The organism is Sphingomonas sp., assembly GCF_048595155.1.
Classification (GTDB): domain Bacteria; phylum Pseudomonadota; class Alphaproteobacteria; order Sphingomonadales; family Sphingomonadaceae; genus Sphingomonas_I.
In genome coordinates, this window is record NZ_JBMDXN010000050.1 from 1 (window position 1) to 17,136 (window position 17,136).

The window sequence follows — 17,136 nt, forward strand, 5'->3', positions numbered from 1 at the left end:
GACGAGCAGGGCAACACCTACATGAAGCGGTTCGAGACGACCGCCGGCCGCATGCTGCTCGGCGAGACGCTCCCGAAGAGCCACAAGGTGCCGTTCGAAATCGTCAACCGCCTGCTGACCAAGAAGGACATCGGCGACGTCATCGACGAAGTCTATCGTCACACCGGCCAGAAGGAGACGGTGCTGTTCGCCGACGCCATCATGGCGCTGGGCTTCCGGCACGCGTTCAAGGCCGGCATCTCGTTCGGCAAGGACGACATGGTGATCCCGGACTCGAAGGAAGCGCTGGTCGACGAGACCCGCGCCCTCGTGAAGGATTACGAGCAGCAGTATCAGGACGGCCTGATCACCCAGCAGGAAAAGTATAACAAGGTGATCGACGCCTGGTCGCGTTGCGGTGATCGCGTTGCGAACGAGATGATGAAGGAGATCCAGGCGGTCAAGAAGACCTCCGACGGTCGCGAAGCCGACATCAACTCGATCTACATGATGGCCCATTCCGGTGCCCGCGGTTCGCAGGCCCAGATCAAGCAGCTCGCCGGCATGCGCGGCCTGATGGCCAAGCCGTCGGGTGAGATCATCGAGACGCCGATCATCTCGAACTTCAAGGAAGGCCTGACCGTCCTTGAATATTTCAACTCCACCCACGGCGCCCGTAAGGGCCTCGCGGATACGGCGTTGAAGACGGCGAACTCGGGCTATCTGACCCGCCGTCTGGTCGACGTGTCGCAGGATTGCGTCGTCGTCGAGATCGACTGCGGCACCGAGCGTGCGCTGGAAATGCGTGCGATCGTGCAGGGCGGTTCGACCATCGCCTCGCTGGGCGAGCGTATTCTGGGCCGCACCACGGCCGAGGATATCGTCGACAGCAAGACCGGTGAGACGATCGTTCCGGAAGGCACGTTGCTCGACGAAGCGATGGTGGCATCGATCGAGGCGGTGTCGCCGCAGGCCGTGAAGATCCGCTCGCCGCTGGTGTGCGAATCCAAGGGCGGCGTCTGCGCGGCCTGCTACGGCCGTGACCTTGCCCGCGGTACGCCGGTGAATATCGGCGAAGCGGTCGGCGTCATCGCGGCGCAGTCGATCGGTGAGCCGGGCACGCAGCTGACGATGCGGACCTTCCACATCGGCGGTGCGGCACAGCTCAACGAGCAGTCGAACCTGGAAGCCGTGTCCGACGGCAAGATCGAGCTGCGCGGCCTGCCGACGATCACCAACGCACGCGGTCAGCACATCGCGCTGTCGCGTTCGGCGGAAATCGCGATCGTCGATATGGACGGCCGCGAGCGTTCGACCCACCGTCTGCCGTACGGCGCGCAGCTGCTCGTCAACGACGGCGCGATTGTCTCCAAGGGCGATCGCATCGCGCAGTGGGATCCGGCCTATATGCCGGTGATCACCGACAAGAAGGGCATGGTCCGCTTCCAGGATCTGATCGAGAACCGCACGGTGCGCGAGGAGTCGGACGAAACGACCGGCCTGACCCAGCGCGTGGTGATCGAGGATACGGGTCGCGCCAAGAAGGAGGATCTGCGTCCGCGGATCACCCTGCTGGACGAGGCTTCGGGCGAGGCGGGCGTGTCCCGTCTGGCACCGGGCGCGGTCATCGCGGTCGAGGACGGCCAGATGGTCGAAGCCGGCGAAGTGCTGGCACGTGTTCCGCGCGAAGCGGCACGTACCCGCGACATCACCGGTGGTCTGCCGCGCGTCGCCGAGCTGTTCGAAGCGCGCAAGCCGAAGGAAAACGCGATCATCGCGAAGATTTCCGGCCGGGTCGAGTTCGGCAAGGATTACAAGGCCAAGCGCAAGGTCATCATCCGTCCGGATGATGGGTCGGAGCCGGTCGAGTATCTGGTGCCGAAGTCGAAGACGATCGACGCGCAGGAAGGCGATTACGTCAAGCGCGGCGACAACCTCATCGGCGGCTCGCCCGATCCGCACGATATTCTGGAAGTGCTCGGCATCGAGCCGCTTGCCGAATATCTCGTGTCGGAAATCCAGGAAGTCTATCGACTGCAGGGCGTGAAGATCAACGACAAGCACATCGAGACGATCGTTCGTCAGATGCTGCAGAAGGTTGAGATCACGGCCGCCGGCGACACCACCCTGCTCCCCGGTGAGCAGGTGGACCGCGAGGAGATGGACGAGATCAACGCGAAGCTCGAAAAGGGCCAGACGCCGGCGGAGGGCAAGCCCATCCTGCTCGGCATCACCAAGGCCTCGCTCCAGACGCGCTCGTTCATCTCGGCGGCGTCTTTCCAGGAAACGACGCGCGTCCTCACCGAGGCTTCGGTGCAGGGCAAGATCGACAGCCTGAACGGGCTCAAGGAGAATGTGATCGTCGGCCGTCTCATCCCGGCGGGTACCGGCGCGGGCATGAACCGCCTGCGGGTTACGGCATCGTCGCGCGACGCGGCGCTGCGCGCCTCGCAGCGTAGCCTGGCGGCCGCGATCGTCGCTCCGAAGACGGCGGCTGAAGAGCATGAGGCCGAGCTGAAGCGTGCGGTCGAGGCCGATACCGGCAACGATCCGCTGGGCGAGGTTGTGGGCGAGACCCACGGCACCGACGCGGATGCAGGCGATTACCTGAACAGCTAAGACCGCTGTCAGGTTGACCGAAAAGAGCCGTCGTCCACTCCGGTGGGCGGCGGCTTTTTCGTGGGCGACAGTCGCCCTGGACCAAGCGATTCTACGCCGTCTCGCTGGCACATCGCTGAGCGTGACGGGCGTCACCGTGGCGTCGGCGCTCGTTATGGACGCCGGTAGATGGCATCCATCTTGCGGCGGGGCGCAGGCGCTGCGCCACCTCTGTTGTTCAAGTCACCCATTCCGCTCGCGCCCAGATGGAGCAAGGCAGGCCATATGGCGCTTTCCTGCTCTGCCTGGCGCGATGACGGCGGAGCAGCCGTACGATTCCTAATCCGGCAATATATAGCGGAACTGATAATCGTGCCGGCCGGGTGTGACGACGATGTTCATTGTGCCGGTCAGGCCAGCCAGCCCGTCCGTGCCTGAATCCGGCACGACGATGACCGTCAAGGAGGGCGAGCCTTTGTCCATCAACCCGCTATGCTGCAGGGTGAAGGCGCCTTCCCGCCCGGCAAGCGAGGCCGTGACCCGCTCCATCGCGACGTAGCCGGCGGAACCCTCGACGTCGCTGCGGAACGCCAGCATCTGGCCGGCGCTGGTGCCTTGCAGGTCGCCGTGGAAGATCTTGTCGATCGACAGGCTGCCGATCGGGCTCGGACCGGAGTCGATCGGCGCAAGCTTCACATCAAAGGTGCCGATCGCTTCAGCTTCCATAGCATCCCCCTGTATCCGCTCGCCCCCAATTTACCGTGGTAATGCGCGCTTTGGAATGCGGACGCACAAATGGCTGCTCGCCAGGCGGACGTTCGCGCCGGCAACCGTCGCCGGATCCTCCGGGTCTGGCTGGCAGCTGCCCGTTCTCAGCGGCGATCGATGTAGATCGGGTTGCCGATCAGCAGCGGGTGCCCCGCGCCAAGGATGTTCACGCTGATCCAGCGACGCACGGACGCCGCATCGATGGCAAAGCGAGCGGATCGGCGGGCGGTGTCGATCGGCTGGGGTTCACCGCTTGCCTTGCCGTCCACGATCAGGACTGCCTGGCCGTCGGCAACCCCCTGTACCTGGGCCTCTATTGCTATGGTCCGGGCGAGGTGCAGCGATCCACCCATGACGGCACGGGACGAGCCCGAGCTTGCCTCCACCTCCAGGAGACGGTCGCGCGTGCCGGCCACGTCGATGAAGACGTTGCCGGCGCGGATGCCGGCGAGGATGGCCGGCGTCGACAAAGCGAGGGCGTGAACGACGGTAGTGGGGCGCCCGACAGGCGCGCGTTTCGGGTCAGGATCGGAATCGTGATTGTCGCTCCCGCCAACCCCCGTCAGCCTATGCCCTTCGTTGAGGCGCGCATACCAGAAGCCGAGCCCGGCATAGGCCCCTTCGGCGATCGATCCGTTCACCGCCTCGATGGCGGTGATGCCCGTATAATCGGTGTCCGGCCACGTCCAGCCGCATCCCATACAGGTCTCGCCGGAGGGCAGATTGGGATGGTTGATGGTAAGAATGGCGCCCGCCCGCGCGACGGCGCGTTCGAGCGCGACGATGTTCGGAACATCCGGGGTGCCGACGCGAAAATCCAGGAAGCTCTGCTGCCCGATCGCATTGGCGTGGCCGTGGAAGGTCGTGATCTCCGTCCCAGGGATCAGGAGCGTCCGGTCGAAATAGGGCTGCAGCTCCCGTAGGCCGCCGAAATGAGAGACCGTATTGTGATCGGTCACGGCGATGAAATCGAGGCCGGCCTGCGCAGCGGCCGCGACCGTACGGAAAAGCGGGCAGGGCACGCGCCGGCCCGACGCGCTGGCGCAGCTGCCATCGCTATTCGCGTCGTGCATGTGAAGATCGCCGCGATACCAGTCGGGCGCAGCGCGGAGCGGGGCATCGGCAATGGCGGAGCTCGCCCGGCGATCGGCGTCTCGATCGAAGAAAACGCGAAGGCGATAGCCGCTGTGGCTGTTGGCACGCGCATTGGGAATACCCAGTTCGACATGCCATCGTCCCGGCAGGATCGCGCCCGGCAGATAGCCGGGCGAGGCATCACTCGGCGCTACGGTGAAGCGGTCCCGCGCGCCGCCGCTCCAGCCGCGGAACCGCTGATTGTCCCATAGCCCCAGATCGATGACCGTCTTGTTCGATTTGTCATAGTCGAGGACGATCGTGACCCGCTCAACCCCCGGCGGGACATCGAACGGGATCTGACGATAATGCTGATGGTCTGCGGCCGTGACCTGTCCGCTGAACGTCAGATCGGCAGGCGGCGCAGGCAGTGCCTGCGCCGCTGCCGCCAGTATGATGGGGAAAAGACCCATCAGAATTTGAAGTCCACCGCGAAGCGGAAATTGCGTCCGACGATCGGCCGGCCGATGAACAGCAGGTCGTTCGATTGGCCGCTGGTCAGTTCGCCGGCGCGCGGATTGCCTTCGGTCAGCCCGATCGTGTTGGTGAGATTGTCGCCATAGGCCCACAGCGTGATCTGATCGTTCAGCGCGAAGCGAATGCTGGCGTTGAGCGCGGTGTAGGACGGCAGCTTGGACGTGTTGGCGGCGTCGGCGAAACGCTTCCCATAATATTCGACATCCATCTGCGCGCGCAGGCGGTTGTCGAACAGGGTGAGCGCGGGCGTGGCGCGCAGCGCGAATTTGGGCACACGCAGCAGTTGGTTGCCGGAATAATCGCGCGGGATCAGCGTGGTGCCCTGCAATTCACCGTAGCGCAGGTTACGGAATGTGGGATCCTGCCAAGTGGCGTTCAGCGTGAAGTCGAACCACGGTGTTGGCCGGATCGTCCCTTCGAATTCGACGCCATAAGCGCGCGTGTCGGTATAGATGGTCTGCTGTGTGAAGCCCTGCGTGACCGGATCGAACTGCGTGTTGCCGATCGAATAGGCATCGAAATCGGTCAGAAAGCCGGTCGCATAGAGGCTGAGCAGCGGGGTCGCATATTTGAGGCCGGCTTCGTACATCTTGATGCCTTGCGTGCGGGGCACGGCGGTGGCGCTGGTGATGAAGCTGCCGACGCTGGGAAGACGGAAGGTGGAGGTATAGCGCGCGAACAGGCCGGCATGACGAGCGAACTGCCAGTCGGCGCCCAGCGTGTAGCCGACATGATCGAAACTGCGATCGAAAGGCGTGAAGATGCCGTTGCCGGTCAGCACCTGATTGTCGGCGAGCGTGGTCGGATCGCCGAGGTCGACCGTCTTGGATCCTTCCTGCGCACCGCTGGTGTTGACCTTTTCCCAGCGGACGCCGCCGTCCACGCGCAATTGCGGCGTGATCTGCCATTCGTCGGAGGCGTAGAGCGCGAACGTATCCTGATCGCCCGAGCCGTTGGCGAATTCCGATCCGTAACGAGAGACGCCATTCTGGGTGAGCGCACCCACCACCTGACCGGCGGCGTTCAGCGCCACCAGATCGAGCAGGCGGGAATTGCCGGACACGTCCTGAATGGTGGAGGCGGAGTAACGGCGGAACCTCTCCTTGATATGGGCATAGTAAAAGCCGACCGCGACGTCGTGCGTCATGCTGCCCATGTCGAAACGGTGGGCCAGGCGTAGATCGTCGAGAAACTCGTCCTCGTTGACGGTGACCGGCCGGGCCGCATTGATGAAAACGTCGCCATTGCCGTTCTGGTTGGCGATATCGAACGCCTGCCCGGTATCCGTATAACGCAGGGCGATGCTGCTCGCGCCGGGATAGGCGCTGAGCAGGGTCGGCTGATATTGGGCGAGCAGCGCAGCCGCGGTGCCGACCGAGGCGGGATAGACACCGTTGCGAACCGTGTTGCTGGTTCGGTAGCGCGCCTTGTTGGAGAGCTTCCAGCCATCGGCGACCTGCCAGTCCACCATCGCCGAATATTGGTTGAGGCGGATGCGGGTGCCGTCTGTATTGTTGAAGAAGACCGGCCCGTTGGCATCCCTCAGCGTCAGGAACGCGGTCGCGCGGCTCGCGGTGGTGTCGTAATGCGGATCGAACCCTGCAATGCCGACGATCTTGCCGTTGCTGTCCTTGGTAAGCGGAATGCCCGTGTAGAAGATCGCGTCGTCGGCAAGTCTCTTATAGCTGAGATTGACCTGGACGTTCCCGAAATCCTTGCCGAGATCGGCGCGGATCTGGCCGCCCTTATTGCCGGTGAAGCCCGGATCGCGCACACCGCGCTCGTTGCGGTAGAAGCCACCCACGTCGAATTTCCAACCGCCGCCGATCGGTGCGCCGATCCATCCGTCGAACCGGTATAGGTCGGCGGTCGGCCCATACAGCAGCCGCGCATTGCCGGAGAGGCTGTCGCCGGGGCGCTTGGTGATGAAGTTGACCACGCCGCCCGGGGCGTTGGGCTCGAAGATCGAAGAGGGGCCGCCGCGCACGACCTCGATCCGCTCGATCGATTCGTCGATGCGGAACGCCTGGTCCGCGTTGAGATAGCCGAGCGCGGGATCGTGCTGCACCGGCAGGCCGTCTTCGAGCAGGTTGATCGAGCCATAGCCGTCGACGGGGATGCCGCGGGCGCGGACATTGCCGCTGCCTTCGCCACCGGAGGCTTCGACCCAGAAGCCGGGTACCGATTTCAGCGCTTCGGTCACGCTGGACGGCGCGCGCGATCGCAGCATGTCATTGCCGATCGTCGTGATGGCGTAGCTCGTGTCCAGCTTCGTGCGCTCGCCCGCGCCGGCGCGGCCGGTGACGACGATCTCTTCGTCCTGGGCGGGGCGGGCACTGCTCCCCGGATCCGCCTGCGCAAGCGCGGCGGCGCTGCAGCTTGCCAGCAATGCGAATATGACCGGGCGCGCAACATGACGGACCTTCATTCCAATCCCCGACTTGACCTGGTGTGAGGGCCGGCGCGCTAGGATCGGTGGATGACGGTAGGGCTACGGTTCCGCGACAAAGCCGTGAAAGACGGGCGCTGTGGTACCTCCGCCATAGGAACGGCGGCCAAATGGGGCGTGGCCGCGCCCGAAGGTGCGTCAGCTATGCCCTGGATGCATGGGTGCTCGTGCGTCCGCTGCCACTTCCTGTTATGCCCGGCTTCATGAAACGCGCGCTCCCTTTGCTTCTGCTGTTGCCGCTTGCGGCGTGCGTCTCCACCGTCGGCCATGTCGTGACCGCGCCGGTGCGGGTGGCCAGCTGGTCGGTCGACAAGATGACCACCAGTCAGAAAGAGGCGGACGAGAAACGCGGCCGCCGGGAACGGAAGCTGGATGAGCAGCGTGCGAAGGAAGCCCGCAAGGAGGCCAAGCGCGAACGCAAGCTCGCGCGCGAGCAGGCTCGCCAACAGGCACAACAGGACGATCAGCGCTGATCCCTTCCGCGATGCCGTGCGTTGCATGCTCTTGAAAGATGGTCGCGGCGGGTGCCGCGCATCTGACGCTGGGTCGGCCGTGTATCGGGGCTGAGCAGAAGGAGGAGGGAAGGCATGACCGCTTCGTCGATCTCGTCCGAGGATGCGCGAGACGCTTTGGCGCCCTTTGGTGCGTTGCAGGCCCAGCCCGCTTCAGACTGGACAGGCGATCGGCCGCTGCATCCCAGCCTTCTGCGCTTCTATGAAGAGGTCGGGCCTTATGGAAAGCATCGCCCGCATGGTCCCGAAGGCCTCGAAATCCCGACCCTAGGCAATCCCTTCTGGTTGCCGCCCTTATCCGGTCTCTGGGCGTTTCAGGCGGGCTATCGCTGGGACGGCCGCAGCGGCGCACGGATCCCGGACTGGCAGGAGGAATGGCTGGTCGTCGGCGACCAGGGCGGCGATCCCTTCATCCTCGATGAGGCGAGCGGGCAGATCCTGCACGACCGGCAAGGCCGCGGCAGCTGGGCACCGCTGCGCCTGTTCGATGATCTGTTCGCCATGGGCTTTGCGCTCGGGACGATCGGGCGCCTGCACGAGGAAGCCGGCGAAGACGTCTATAATGAGGATTTCGAGGTGCGCCCGGAATGGGCCAGCGAATTGCGGGCGCGGCTCGGACGACGCTTCGCGGCGGCCGAAGCCGATGCGATCGCAACCCGCCTGGAATGGTAGCCGGCACGCAGGCCTGACGCGCTAGAACGCCACGACCTAGTCAGGCAGCGAGGTCGTACAGCTCCATCTCACCCGACAGATAGAGGTTGCGCGCCTTGGAGCGGCTGAGCTTGCCCGAGCTGGTGCGCGGCAGCGTCTTGGGCGGGATCAACTCCACCACGCAGTTCATGCCGGTAATGGCACGCACCTTTTCGCGGATCTCGTCGCGCAGACGCGTGCGCTCGTCCGGGTCGGACGTGCGGCACTGGACGAGGACGGCGGGCGTCTCTTCGCCGCCGGGCGTCGTGATCGCGAAGGCGGCGATGTCGCCCGCCTTGAAGCCGGGCAGCTGCTCGACCGCCCATTCGATATCCTGCGGCCAATGGTTGCGGCCGTTGATGATGATCATGTCCTTGGCGCGGCCGACGATATAAATATAGCCGTTGGACATGTAGCCCATGTCGCCGGTGTCGAGCCACCCATCGACGAGGCAGGCATCGGTCGCCTCGGGATCGCGGAAATAGCCGACCATCACCGATGGGCCGCGACACCAGACCTTGCCGATCGCGCGTTCGGGCAGCTTGCTGCCATCCTCGTCGCGGATCGCGATTTCCATTTCGCGCGCCGGCTTGCCGCAATTGACGACGGCGCGATAGCGCTGCGGCCGGCCGACCGTGGCGAGGCCGCCGCCGGACAGCTCCGTCTCTTCGACCAGTTCGACGACGATGCCTTCGCCCGGCGGCATGATCGATACCGCCAGGGTCGCCTCGGCAAGGCCGTAGGACGGCAGGAACGCCTTGGCGTCGAACCCGGCCTCGGCAAAGGCATCGACGAACGCCTGCATCACGTCCGGGCGGATCATGTCCGCACCATTGCCGGCCACGCGCCAGCGCGACAGGTCGAACCGGTCGCTCGCCCGCGTCTGGCTCGACATGCGGCGCGCGCAGATGTCGTAACCGAAGGTGGGGGAGTAAGAGAGGGTCGTGCCCGGATTGCGGCTGATCAGATCCAGCCAGGCGAGCGGACGGCGGGCGAAATCCTCCGTCTTCAGATAATCGGTCGAGACCTGGTTGGCGACCGGCGATAGCAGGCAGCCGACCAGCCCCATGTCGTGATACCAGGGCAGCCACGACACGCAGCGATCGCCCGCCTGTACGTCCATGCCGATCGAATGGGCGGCGAGGTTCGACATCAGCGCCCGGTGCGTGATGGCGACGCCATGCGGGAAGCGCGTCGAGCCGGACGAATATTGCAGATAGGCGATGTCGTCCGGTTGGGCGGGCGCGAGATCGACCGCCGGCGCGTCTTCCTGCGCCAGTTGTTCGTAGCTGGCCGCAACGACGCCGCGCGCCTGGGCGGCGGCCTGCGCCATGCCCTCAAGTTCGGCCGGATAGAGCAGCAATGTCGGATCCGAGCTGGCCAGCTGTACCGCCAACTGATCGATATAGGCGTCCTTGCCGCCGAAGGAGGTCGGCAGGGGCAGCGGCACGGGCCATATGCCCGCATAGATGGCGCCGAAGAAGGCGGCGGCGAAATCGGCGCCGGTTTCGGCCAGCATCGCGATCCGCGCGCCCGGTTCCAGACCGCGCGCAACCAGCCGGTGCGCGATCCGGATCGCGTCGGACCGCAGCTCGGCAAAGCCGTAGGCGCGCACCAGATTTCCACGCGGGTCGTGAAAATTCAGGCCGAGCGTGCCCTGCGCAGCATAATCGAGCGACTCACCAAGCGTCGCGAAGTCCGCATAACGGCGCGGGAGCGCGTCATCGCTCGGCGTCGGCGTCAGCTTACAATCCGCACTGGCCGTGTGCACCCTCGAACGTCTCCTCTCTGGTCCGCGCCCTATGCGCATGGCCAAACGCATACCGTAAGCGCCATGCCGCGTTCAAATTCCGGCCCGACTGTGGCACAAAGATGGCACATGTCACGCCGCAATTACACGTCAGGGCCCCGCACGGCGAAACCGCTGGATGCCGAGGCCCTCAACCAGATCGCGCTAGCCTATCTGGGACGCTATGCAACCACGCGCGCGAAATTGCGCCATTATCTCGTTCGCAAGCTCGCGTCACGGGGGTGGGATGGCGAAGGCGATCCGCCGGTCGATCGGGTCGTCGAACGCTGCGCCGAGCTTGGCTATGTCGATGATGCCGGCTTTGCCATGGCCCGCGGGGCGGCGCTGACGCGGCGCGGCTTCGGCGAACAGCGGGTCGCGGCGGCGCTGCGCGCGGTCGGGATCCATGCCGAGACGGCCGCCCCGGTGCGGGAGACCGCGCGCGCCGAAGCCTGGGAGGCAGCGCTGCGCTTTGCCCGGCGCAAACGCATCGGCCCCTTCGCGCAGGAGGATGCCGACCCCGATCAACGTCGCCGCAACTTGGCTGCATTGATGCGCGCCGGTCATTCTCTTGACCTCGCGCGGCGCATCGCCAGTGCATCCCCAGGGGCTTTCTTGACAGACGATGAATGAAAGTTCGTTTCGGCCCTTTTTGGTCTTTCCCAATGCTACAAACATGTTAACCTACACTGTTCGTGCTTAAGGTTTAAAAAGATGAAGAGTGCCGACGTAGCGATGCTGGCCTCGACGGCCAGCATCGAGGGGGAAACGTTGATCACGGCGCGCGACACGGGGAATGTCGCGCCGGCGATCGTTGCGACGGGCAGCGTGAAGTGGTTCGACGGCACGCGCGGCTTCGGCTTCATTGTCGGGGACGGCGGCGAGGGGGACATTCTTCTGCACTTCTCGGTCTTGCGCGATCATAACCGGCGGACCTTGCCGGAGGGCACGCGCGTCGTGTGCGAAGTGGTCGCGCGCGATCGCGGTTTGCAGGCTCATCGCGTGATCAGCTTCGATCTGTCGACCGCGACCGGGCCTGATGCCGATCTGATCGCGCGTCGCAACGCCGATCGCGTCGATCCCCTCCAGCTGGAGGGCGAAGCAGGGCCGTTCGAGCCTGTGCGCGTCAAATGGTTCAACCAGTTGAAGGGCTATGGCTTCGTTGTCCGCGACGATGGCGGTGCCGACATCTTCATTCACATGGAGACGCTGCGCCGTGCGGGGTTTGCCAGCCTGGATCCCGATCAGCCGTTGCGCGCGCGTATCGCGGACGGTCGCAAGGGGCCGCTCGCTGTCGTGATCGAGGCACGCGACTAAGCAGGGCGGCGCCGGGCGATGGCCGTTGCGAGCAGGATGCGACGAAGGCGGCGCACGTCGTCTCTTGCAGTGGCCGGTCGCATAGGCGGTTGCGCCGTGCCCGTCTTCGCGGCTAAGCGCGATCCATGCTGAAGCGCATCTTTACCTGGTGGAATGGCGCCACCATCGGCACGTCCCTGTTCAGCTGGCGCAATGGCAGCCGGGTGGGAAGCGATTCGCTGGGCAATGCCTATTTCGAATCGAAGAAGCCGATCGCCGGCCAGACCCGTCGCTGGGTCATCTATCAGGGTGCCAACGATGCGAGCCGCGTTCCGCCGGCCTGGTTCGGCTGGCTGCACCATCAGACGGATGTCGTGCCGACCGAGCTGCCGGCCCCGCGGCCGTGGGTGAAGGATCCGGTGCCCAACCTGACGGGTACGCCGGCGGCCTATCGTCCGGTCGGTGCGTTGGAACGTGGCGGCAATCGTGCCGCTGCGACCGGCGATTATGAGGCTTGGAGCCCCAATTGAGAGCGATCCTGCGCGAAAATATCGGCGAGGCACTCGTCGGTCTGCTGGTGGTCATCCTTGCCGTCTGGTTCGTGATGTTCGCATGGGACCGTACCGGGGGCGGCGAACGGCCGGGCTCCACCAAGATATCGGTGATCTTTCCCAACGCGAGCGGCGTCAGCGCCGGCACCGACGTGCGCATCTCCGGCCTGAAGGTCGGCAGCGTTACCGGGCTGACGCTGGATCCGCAAAGCTACCAGGTAAAGGTCGCGGTTGCGCTGAACCCGGACGTCAAGTTGCCGGCGGACAGCAGCGCGTCGGTTACGTCGGAAGGCCTGCTGGGATCGACCTTCATCGCCTTCACCCCGGGCGGCAGCCCGACTCCGTTGAAGACTGGCGATACGGTGACGGATACGCAGGGTTCGATGGATCTGATGGCGCTGATCGGACAGTTCATCAACAAACCCTCGGGCGACAAACCGGCCGCCGGCGATAACGCCACCGCCACGCCATGAGGCCGCGCCGCGCCGGCGCCGTGGCGCTCGCGCTGGCGGCGGTCGGCGCGATCAGCTGGACGGCGGTTTCGCAGACCCAGCAAGCCAGGCCCGATCCTGACGTCGAGCTTTCGCCGGATCTGCAGCAGGGCAACAGCATCGCCGCGGCACCCGCGGTGCGGCCGACCAGCCGTCCGGCCGCCGCGCCGACACCGCCGCCTATAAGCAAGGACACGCCGATGGCGGAGCGCGTCGCGGTGATCGGCGTGCTTAACAAGCGTAACGGCATGGCCCGCGACATCAGCCTGCATCCGGGCCAGGCGGCGCGGTTCGGCAATCTGGTGGTGCGGCTGCGGGCGTGCGAGACGACCGCCGATTATGAGCCGGAACAATTGACCGGTGCGTTTGTGCAGGCGGATAAGAAGGGGCCGGATGGCCGCTGGCGGCGAATCTTCTCGGGCTGGCTCTACAAGGAAACGCCGTCGTTGAACGTGGTGGAAGACCCGCTCTACGACGTCTGGCCCAAGAGCTGCACGATGCGCCATCCGGATGCCGGGCCGGAGACGGTGGCTGCCTCATCCGCACCCGCTGCGCCGCGATCCAGCGCAAAGAAATCGGCCGGTGCCGCGGCCGCTTCGCCGGACGGCAGCGAGCCCAGCCCGAGTGCTGTGTCCAACAGCGCGACATAAGCCTGGCGATCGACCTCGATCGTGCCGAGCGAAGCGAGATGCTCGGTCAGAAATTGGCAGTCCAGCAAGCGGAACCCGCCGACCTTCAGCCGGGCGACGAGATAAGCGAGCGCAACCTTCGACGCATCGCGCACGCGGCTGAACATGCTCTCGCCGAAAAAAGCCGCCCCCAGCCGCACGCCGTAAAGGCCGCCGACCAGCTGGCCATCCTGCCAGGTCTCGACCGAATGGGCGTAGCCGCGGCGATGCAACTCGCCATAGGCCGTCTCGATATCGGGATTGATCCAGGTGTCGGGCCGGTCGGCCGTGGCCTCGGCGCAGAGTGCCACGACCTGCCCGAAGGCCTGATCCACCGTGACCTGGAACCGATCGGAACGGATCGTCTTCGCAAGCGAGCGCGACAGGTGAAAGCGATCCAGCGGCAGGACGCCACGCTTCTTGGGTTCGACCCAGAAGACGTCCGCCGCGTCACGCGTGCTCGCCATCGGGAAGACGCCGACCGAGTAAGCGCGTAGCAGCAGGTCCGGATCCAGCACGGCCATGGGCGATACGGTAACGGCAATCGGCCCCGACGCAATGGGCGTGGTGGGTGGGTGCGAGCAATTGCCGCGTGGCGGGTTGCCCTAACGCAAATCCATATATTCTGCGGAATCCCCGATCGGCATGCCGGGCGGGATCGACGGCTTGTCCTTCTGCGCATCGAGCAAGGCGTTGAGATCGTCGCGATTGCGCAGCGTTCGGGCAAGGCTGCGTGCCCATGGCGCCTTCGTGGCTGCCAGCCGGTCGGCCAGCGTGAGCAATCGATCATCGAGGACGGCCGCGACATTGGGGTCGCCTGCGGAGTCCCGCCGCGCCTGCGCCATCCTGACGATGGTGCGCCAGGCGATGCGCTGGCCAACGGCGTCCTGCGCTTTGTCGATCACGGTGGCGGTCAGCCGATCGAGCATCTCGTCGAGGCCGGGTAGTCCCGCGTCCCGCTCATGCTGCTGGAGCAGGCGGGTCAATCGCGCGGGCGCGAGCAGCGCATCGAGCGTGACGCGCGCGGCCACGTCGGTCGCGACGAGAGGATCGAAGATCGGCCCACCCGCTTCGGCGAAGATCTCGATCTCATATTGCTTGTCGTAGCTGCCCTGGGCACCGGCGGAGAGGAGCGGAACGAGGCGGTCCGGCACGCGCAGCGCCTGCGGATCCAGCGTGGCGAGCAGGGCGGTGAGTGCGGCGCGTTGCTGTGCCGCCGGAACTGGCACGGAGTCCGGATGTCCCGCGCCGGCGACCGCGTAGGTGTAGGTCATGCCGCCGACCGACTTGGCGGCAGCGTCGACCTGATACCGGTGAAGCAGCCAGATCGGCACCAGCTTGCGCCGCATCTGCGCCATCGGCTCGCCCGGCGTCATCACGGCCATCCCGAACCGATCCAAGGCGGCGCGCCGCACGGTCATGATCCGGGTGAGTTCGGCGACGGGATCGGCCCCGTCATCCCACAAGGCTGCCCAGGGCTGTCCAACGTCGGCGCCGCGCGCGTCGCCATCCGTAATGTAGCGCAGGCCAGCCGCCTCTGCGGCATCGGCCTTGGTTTTCGCGACCGCGTCCGAATCGGTGCCGTAGAGCCAGTCGACCGCTGCCCTGTCCCAGGCGCCGATGCCCACGGCATAGGCATCCGAAAGATCGGGTGCGCCATCCTTCATGCCGATACGCGGCGGCGGATAATCCATGACCGAGGCGCGGTCTTGCGTGGAAGCGGCGAAATTGTGCGCGAAACCAAGCGAATGGCCGACTTCATGCGCGCCGAGTTGGCTAATACGGGCCAGCGCCACGCGCACCGGATCGTTCGGGCCGCCGCCGTTCAGGCCGGCTGTGCCGACCAGGCCTTCGTAGATGAGGATATCCTGACGCACGCGCAGCGCACCAAGGATCACCGATCCTTTCATGATCTCGCCGGTGCGCGGGTCCGTGATCGTCTGGCCGAAGGACCAGCCGCGGGTCGCCCGATCGACCCAGTTCACGACATTGTAGCGCACGTCCATCGGGTCGACGTCCGGCGGCAGGATCTTGACCTGGAAGGCGTCGATATAACCGGCGGCATCGAAGGCCTGGCTCCACCAGCTCACGCCCTTGGCGAGCGCGTCCCTGATCGGCGCGGGGGCGGCATTGTCGATGTAGAAGATGATCGGTTTCTTGACGGTGGATCGGGCGGCCGACGGATCGGTCTTCTCGAGGCGGAAGCGCAGGGCGAGATCGTAGACGACCGCCGCGCCGAGCGGCGCGCCGAAATCCACCGCCTGGGTGCCGAAGGTTCCGGTGCGGGGATCGAAGCGGCGCGGCTTGAATCCGGCGTCGGGCAGCCGGACAAGGCTGTGGTGCACGATCAGGCTGATCTGTCGTGGGTTGGGTGCGATATTCTCGATCTCGCTGCCTGGCGTGTCGGACTTGAAGGTCTGCAGCGCCTCCAACTCGATATTGTCGGGGAAGACCTTGGTGGCGCCGGCGTCGACGACGCTCAAGGCGGAATCCAGCTGGAAGCCTTTGGCGCCGGCTTGCGCAAGTTGCGCGCCGACCCCCATCACATCGCTCGCCAGGAACGGGGCGATGTCGATCACGGCGCCGCCATTGGGCAGGGCGGTGTCGACCTTGCCGATCCAGGCGGTGGTGAAGGCGAAGCTGTCCCGCGCCGCCGCCTGCTCGGGCGCGGGCGCATCGGACGCACGGAAGCGCGGATTCTCATATTGGATCGCGACCTTCCCGCCGATCCGCCGGAAGACGAGCAGATAGGTGTTGCCGATCAGACCTTTGTCCATGTTGAGCTCGGCCGAGCCGATGCCGGTGCGCAGCGACGTGGCATAGAGGAAGCGGCCCGCAATGCCGTCGGCATCCGCCGCCGGCAAGGTGATCAGGATCTTGCCCGCGGCCTTGTCGATCTGAACCGGCAGCAATCCGTTGGCGGAGATTGTGGACGCAGAGGGGGAAGCCGGTGGGGCGGCCAGGGCCGAAGTCGCCAGTAACGTCGCCGCCAGTGCCAGATAAGCTCGTTTCAATGCCGCCCCCCTGCGTGAAGTGGCGATGCTAGCGAGCGCGCACGCCGCCTGCTAGGCATGCCGCCATGGTAAAGCCCGAAATCACGCTGATCCTGGCGCGTGCCGACAATGGCGTGATCGGACGGGACGGGGGGTTGCCGTGGCGCATCCCTGCTGACCTCAAGCACTTCAAGGCGCTGACGGCGGGAAAGCCGATGATCATGGGGCGTCGGACGTTCGAAAGTCTGCCCGGCCTGCTGCCGGGCCGCCGCCACATCGTGCTGACGCGCGATCCGACGTGGCAGGCAGACGGCGCGGAGGTGGCGCACGATGTCGATGGCGCGATCGCGCTGGCGGGCGGCGATGCCGTGTCGGTGATCGGCGGCGCGGAAATCTACGCCTTGTTCCTCGATCGCGCGGACCGGATCGAGCTCACCGAAGTGCATGCGGACGTACCAGGCGACGCGCACGTGCCGCCCTTCGATCCGTCCCACTGGCACGAAACCGCGCGCGAACAGCATGCGTCGGCGGACGGGGCGCCGGCATTCAGTTTCGTGACACTGGAGCGGGCGACCCGCTGACCATGCCCGTCACCGTGGCCTTGAACTGAGGTCCCGTTTCCTGACGCGCCTGCCCAGGCAATTACCTTCTCTTCCGTCCCCGCCAGCAAGATAAGCGGGACCCCGGCTCAAGGCCGGGGTGACGAGAGGAAATTGCTCCGCGTAGAAGCATCCCCGTCAC

Annotated in this window: 13 protein-coding genes and 2 pseudogenes; 9 read left to right on the forward strand and 6 right to left on the reverse strand. The window is 65.6% G+C overall.

Features of this window, described 5'->3' with window-relative positions; translation table 11 throughout:
- Positions 1-2,598 (forward strand): annotated as a pseudogene (locus ACOJSI_RS08370) (DNA-directed RNA polymerase subunit beta'); the annotation flags it as partial.
- A gap of 318 nt (positions 2,599-2,916) precedes the next feature.
- Here the strand turns inward: ACOJSI_RS08370 and ACOJSI_RS08375 are convergent.
- From ACOJSI_RS08375 to ACOJSI_RS08385, 3 genes are all read right to left on the reverse strand, one after another.
- The gene (locus ACOJSI_RS08375; protein WP_420137816.1) at positions 2,917-3,303 is read right to left on the reverse strand and encodes a DUF3224 domain-containing protein; all 387 of its coding nucleotides are present in this window, start codon (positions 3,301-3,303) and stop codon (positions 2,917-2,919) included.
- Positions 3,304-3,449: 146 nt separating this feature from the next.
- The gene (locus ACOJSI_RS08380) at positions 3,450-4,892 is read right to left on the reverse strand and encodes a CehA/McbA family metallohydrolase (RefSeq protein WP_420137817.1); all 1,443 of its coding nucleotides are present in this window, start codon (positions 4,890-4,892) and stop codon (positions 3,450-3,452) included.
- Entirely contained in the window at positions 4,892-7,384 is a 2,493-nt protein-coding gene (locus ACOJSI_RS08385; RefSeq protein WP_420137818.1) for a TonB-dependent receptor, read from the reverse strand. Before ACOJSI_RS08385 ends, ACOJSI_RS08380 begins: the two co-directional genes overlap by 1 nt.
- Before the next feature lie 224 nt (positions 7,385-7,608).
- On the opposite strand from ACOJSI_RS08385, the gene ACOJSI_RS08390 reads away from it, so the two are divergent.
- Positions 7,609-7,878 carry a hypothetical protein gene (locus tag ACOJSI_RS08390; protein ID WP_420137819.1) on the forward strand — a complete coding sequence of 90 codons (270 nt, stop codon included), beginning with the start codon at positions 7,609-7,611 and terminating at the stop codon, positions 7,876-7,878.
- A gap of 114 nt (positions 7,879-7,992) precedes the next feature.
- Positions 7,993-8,589 (forward strand): hypothetical protein, encoded by a 597-nt coding sequence (locus ACOJSI_RS08395; protein ID WP_420137820.1) that lies wholly within the window; start codon positions 7,993-7,995, stop codon positions 8,587-8,589.
- A gap of 40 nt (positions 8,590-8,629) precedes the next feature.
- Here the strand turns inward: ACOJSI_RS08395 and ACOJSI_RS08400 are convergent, their stop codons facing one another.
- On the reverse strand, positions 8,630-10,417 hold the full coding sequence (locus ACOJSI_RS08400; protein WP_420137821.1) for a fatty acyl-AMP ligase: 1,788 nt from the start codon (positions 10,415-10,417) through the stop codon (positions 8,630-8,632).
- A 69-nt stretch (positions 10,418-10,486) separates the two neighbouring features.
- Here ACOJSI_RS08400 and ACOJSI_RS08405 point away from each other — a divergent pair, with 69 nt between their 5' ends.
- The 5 genes and pseudogenes from ACOJSI_RS08405 to ACOJSI_RS08425 form a co-directional block, all read left to right on the forward strand.
- Positions 10,487-11,029: a regulatory protein RecX gene (locus ACOJSI_RS08405; RefSeq protein WP_420137822.1), complete on the forward strand. Its 543-nt coding sequence runs from the start codon at positions 10,487-10,489 to the stop codon at positions 11,027-11,029.
- A gap of 81 nt (positions 11,030-11,110) precedes the next feature.
- Positions 11,111-11,713: a cold-shock protein gene (locus ACOJSI_RS08410; protein ID WP_420137823.1), complete on the forward strand. Its 603-nt coding sequence runs from the start codon at positions 11,111-11,113 to the stop codon at positions 11,711-11,713.
- Between the two features lie 125 nt (positions 11,714-11,838).
- Positions 11,839-12,222 carry an NADH:ubiquinone oxidoreductase subunit NDUFA12 gene (locus ACOJSI_RS08415; RefSeq protein ID WP_420137824.1) on the forward strand — a complete coding sequence of 128 codons (384 nt, stop codon included), beginning with the start codon at positions 11,839-11,841 and terminating at the stop codon, positions 12,220-12,222.
- Positions 12,219-12,716 carry an outer membrane lipid asymmetry maintenance protein MlaD gene (locus ACOJSI_RS08420; RefSeq protein ID WP_420137825.1) on the forward strand — a complete coding sequence of 166 codons (498 nt, stop codon included), beginning with the start codon at positions 12,219-12,221 and terminating at the stop codon, positions 12,714-12,716. The genes ACOJSI_RS08415 and ACOJSI_RS08420 overlap by 4 nt, the downstream gene beginning before the upstream one ends.
- Before the next feature lie 266 nt (positions 12,717-12,982).
- Positions 12,983-13,168, forward strand: a pseudogene (locus tag ACOJSI_RS08425) (DUF2155 domain-containing protein); the annotation flags it as partial.
- 35 nt (positions 13,169-13,203) lie between these two features.
- Here the strand turns inward: ACOJSI_RS08425 and aat are convergent.
- Both aat and ACOJSI_RS08435 read right to left on the reverse strand, forming a co-directional pair.
- A complete protein-coding gene (aat, locus tag ACOJSI_RS08430; RefSeq protein WP_420137826.1) occupies positions 13,204-13,926 on the reverse strand; it encodes a leucyl/phenylalanyl-tRNA--protein transferase in 723 nt (240 codons plus the stop codon).
- Between the two features lie 81 nt (positions 13,927-14,007).
- Complete coding sequence (locus tag ACOJSI_RS08435; RefSeq protein ID WP_420137827.1) at positions 14,008-16,416, reverse strand: zinc-dependent metalloprotease; 2,409 nt, start codon at positions 16,414-16,416, stop codon at positions 14,008-14,010.
- A 65-nt stretch (positions 16,417-16,481) separates the two neighbouring features.
- Between ACOJSI_RS08435 and ACOJSI_RS08440 the strand changes: the two genes are divergently transcribed.
- Entirely contained in the window at positions 16,482-16,976 is a 495-nt protein-coding gene (locus ACOJSI_RS08440; protein WP_420137828.1) for a dihydrofolate reductase, read from the forward strand.
- Positions 16,977-17,136: the final 160 nt, after the last annotated feature.

Excerpts from the sequence above, each read along its gene's own strand:
- ACOJSI_RS08410 (WP_420137823.1), top strand. The coding sequence starts at position 11,111 with ATGAAGAGTGCCGACGTAGCGATGCTGGCCTCGACGGCCAGCATCGAG.
- ACOJSI_RS08440 (WP_420137828.1), top strand. The coding sequence starts at position 16,482 with ATGGTAAAGCCCGAAATCACGCTGATCCTGGCGCGTGCCGACAATGGC.
- ACOJSI_RS08405 (WP_420137822.1), top strand. The coding sequence starts at position 10,487 with ATGTCACGCCGCAATTACACGTCAGGGCCCCGCACGGCGAAACCGCTG.
- ACOJSI_RS08380 (WP_420137817.1), bottom strand. The coding sequence starts at position 4,892 with ATGGGTCTTTTCCCCATCATACTGGCGGCAGCGGCGCAGGCACTGCCT.
- ACOJSI_RS08400 (WP_420137821.1), bottom strand. The coding sequence starts at position 10,417 with ATGCGCATAGGGCGCGGACCAGAGAGGAGACGTTCGAGGGTGCACACG.
- ACOJSI_RS08395 (WP_420137820.1), top strand. The coding sequence starts at position 7,993 with ATGACCGCTTCGTCGATCTCGTCCGAGGATGCGCGAGACGCTTTGGCG.
- ACOJSI_RS08375 (WP_420137816.1), bottom strand. The coding sequence starts at position 3,303 with ATGGAAGCTGAAGCGATCGGCACCTTTGATGTGAAGCTTGCGCCGATC.
- ACOJSI_RS08385 (WP_420137818.1), bottom strand. The coding sequence starts at position 7,384 with ATGAAGGTCCGTCATGTTGCGCGCCCGGTCATATTCGCATTGCTGGCA.
- aat (WP_420137826.1), bottom strand. The coding sequence starts at position 13,926 with ATGGCCGTGCTGGATCCGGACCTGCTGCTACGCGCTTACTCGGTCGGC.
- ACOJSI_RS08415 (WP_420137824.1), top strand. The coding sequence starts at position 11,839 with ATGCTGAAGCGCATCTTTACCTGGTGGAATGGCGCCACCATCGGCACG.
- ACOJSI_RS08390 (WP_420137819.1), top strand. The coding sequence starts at position 7,609 with ATGAAACGCGCGCTCCCTTTGCTTCTGCTGTTGCCGCTTGCGGCGTGC.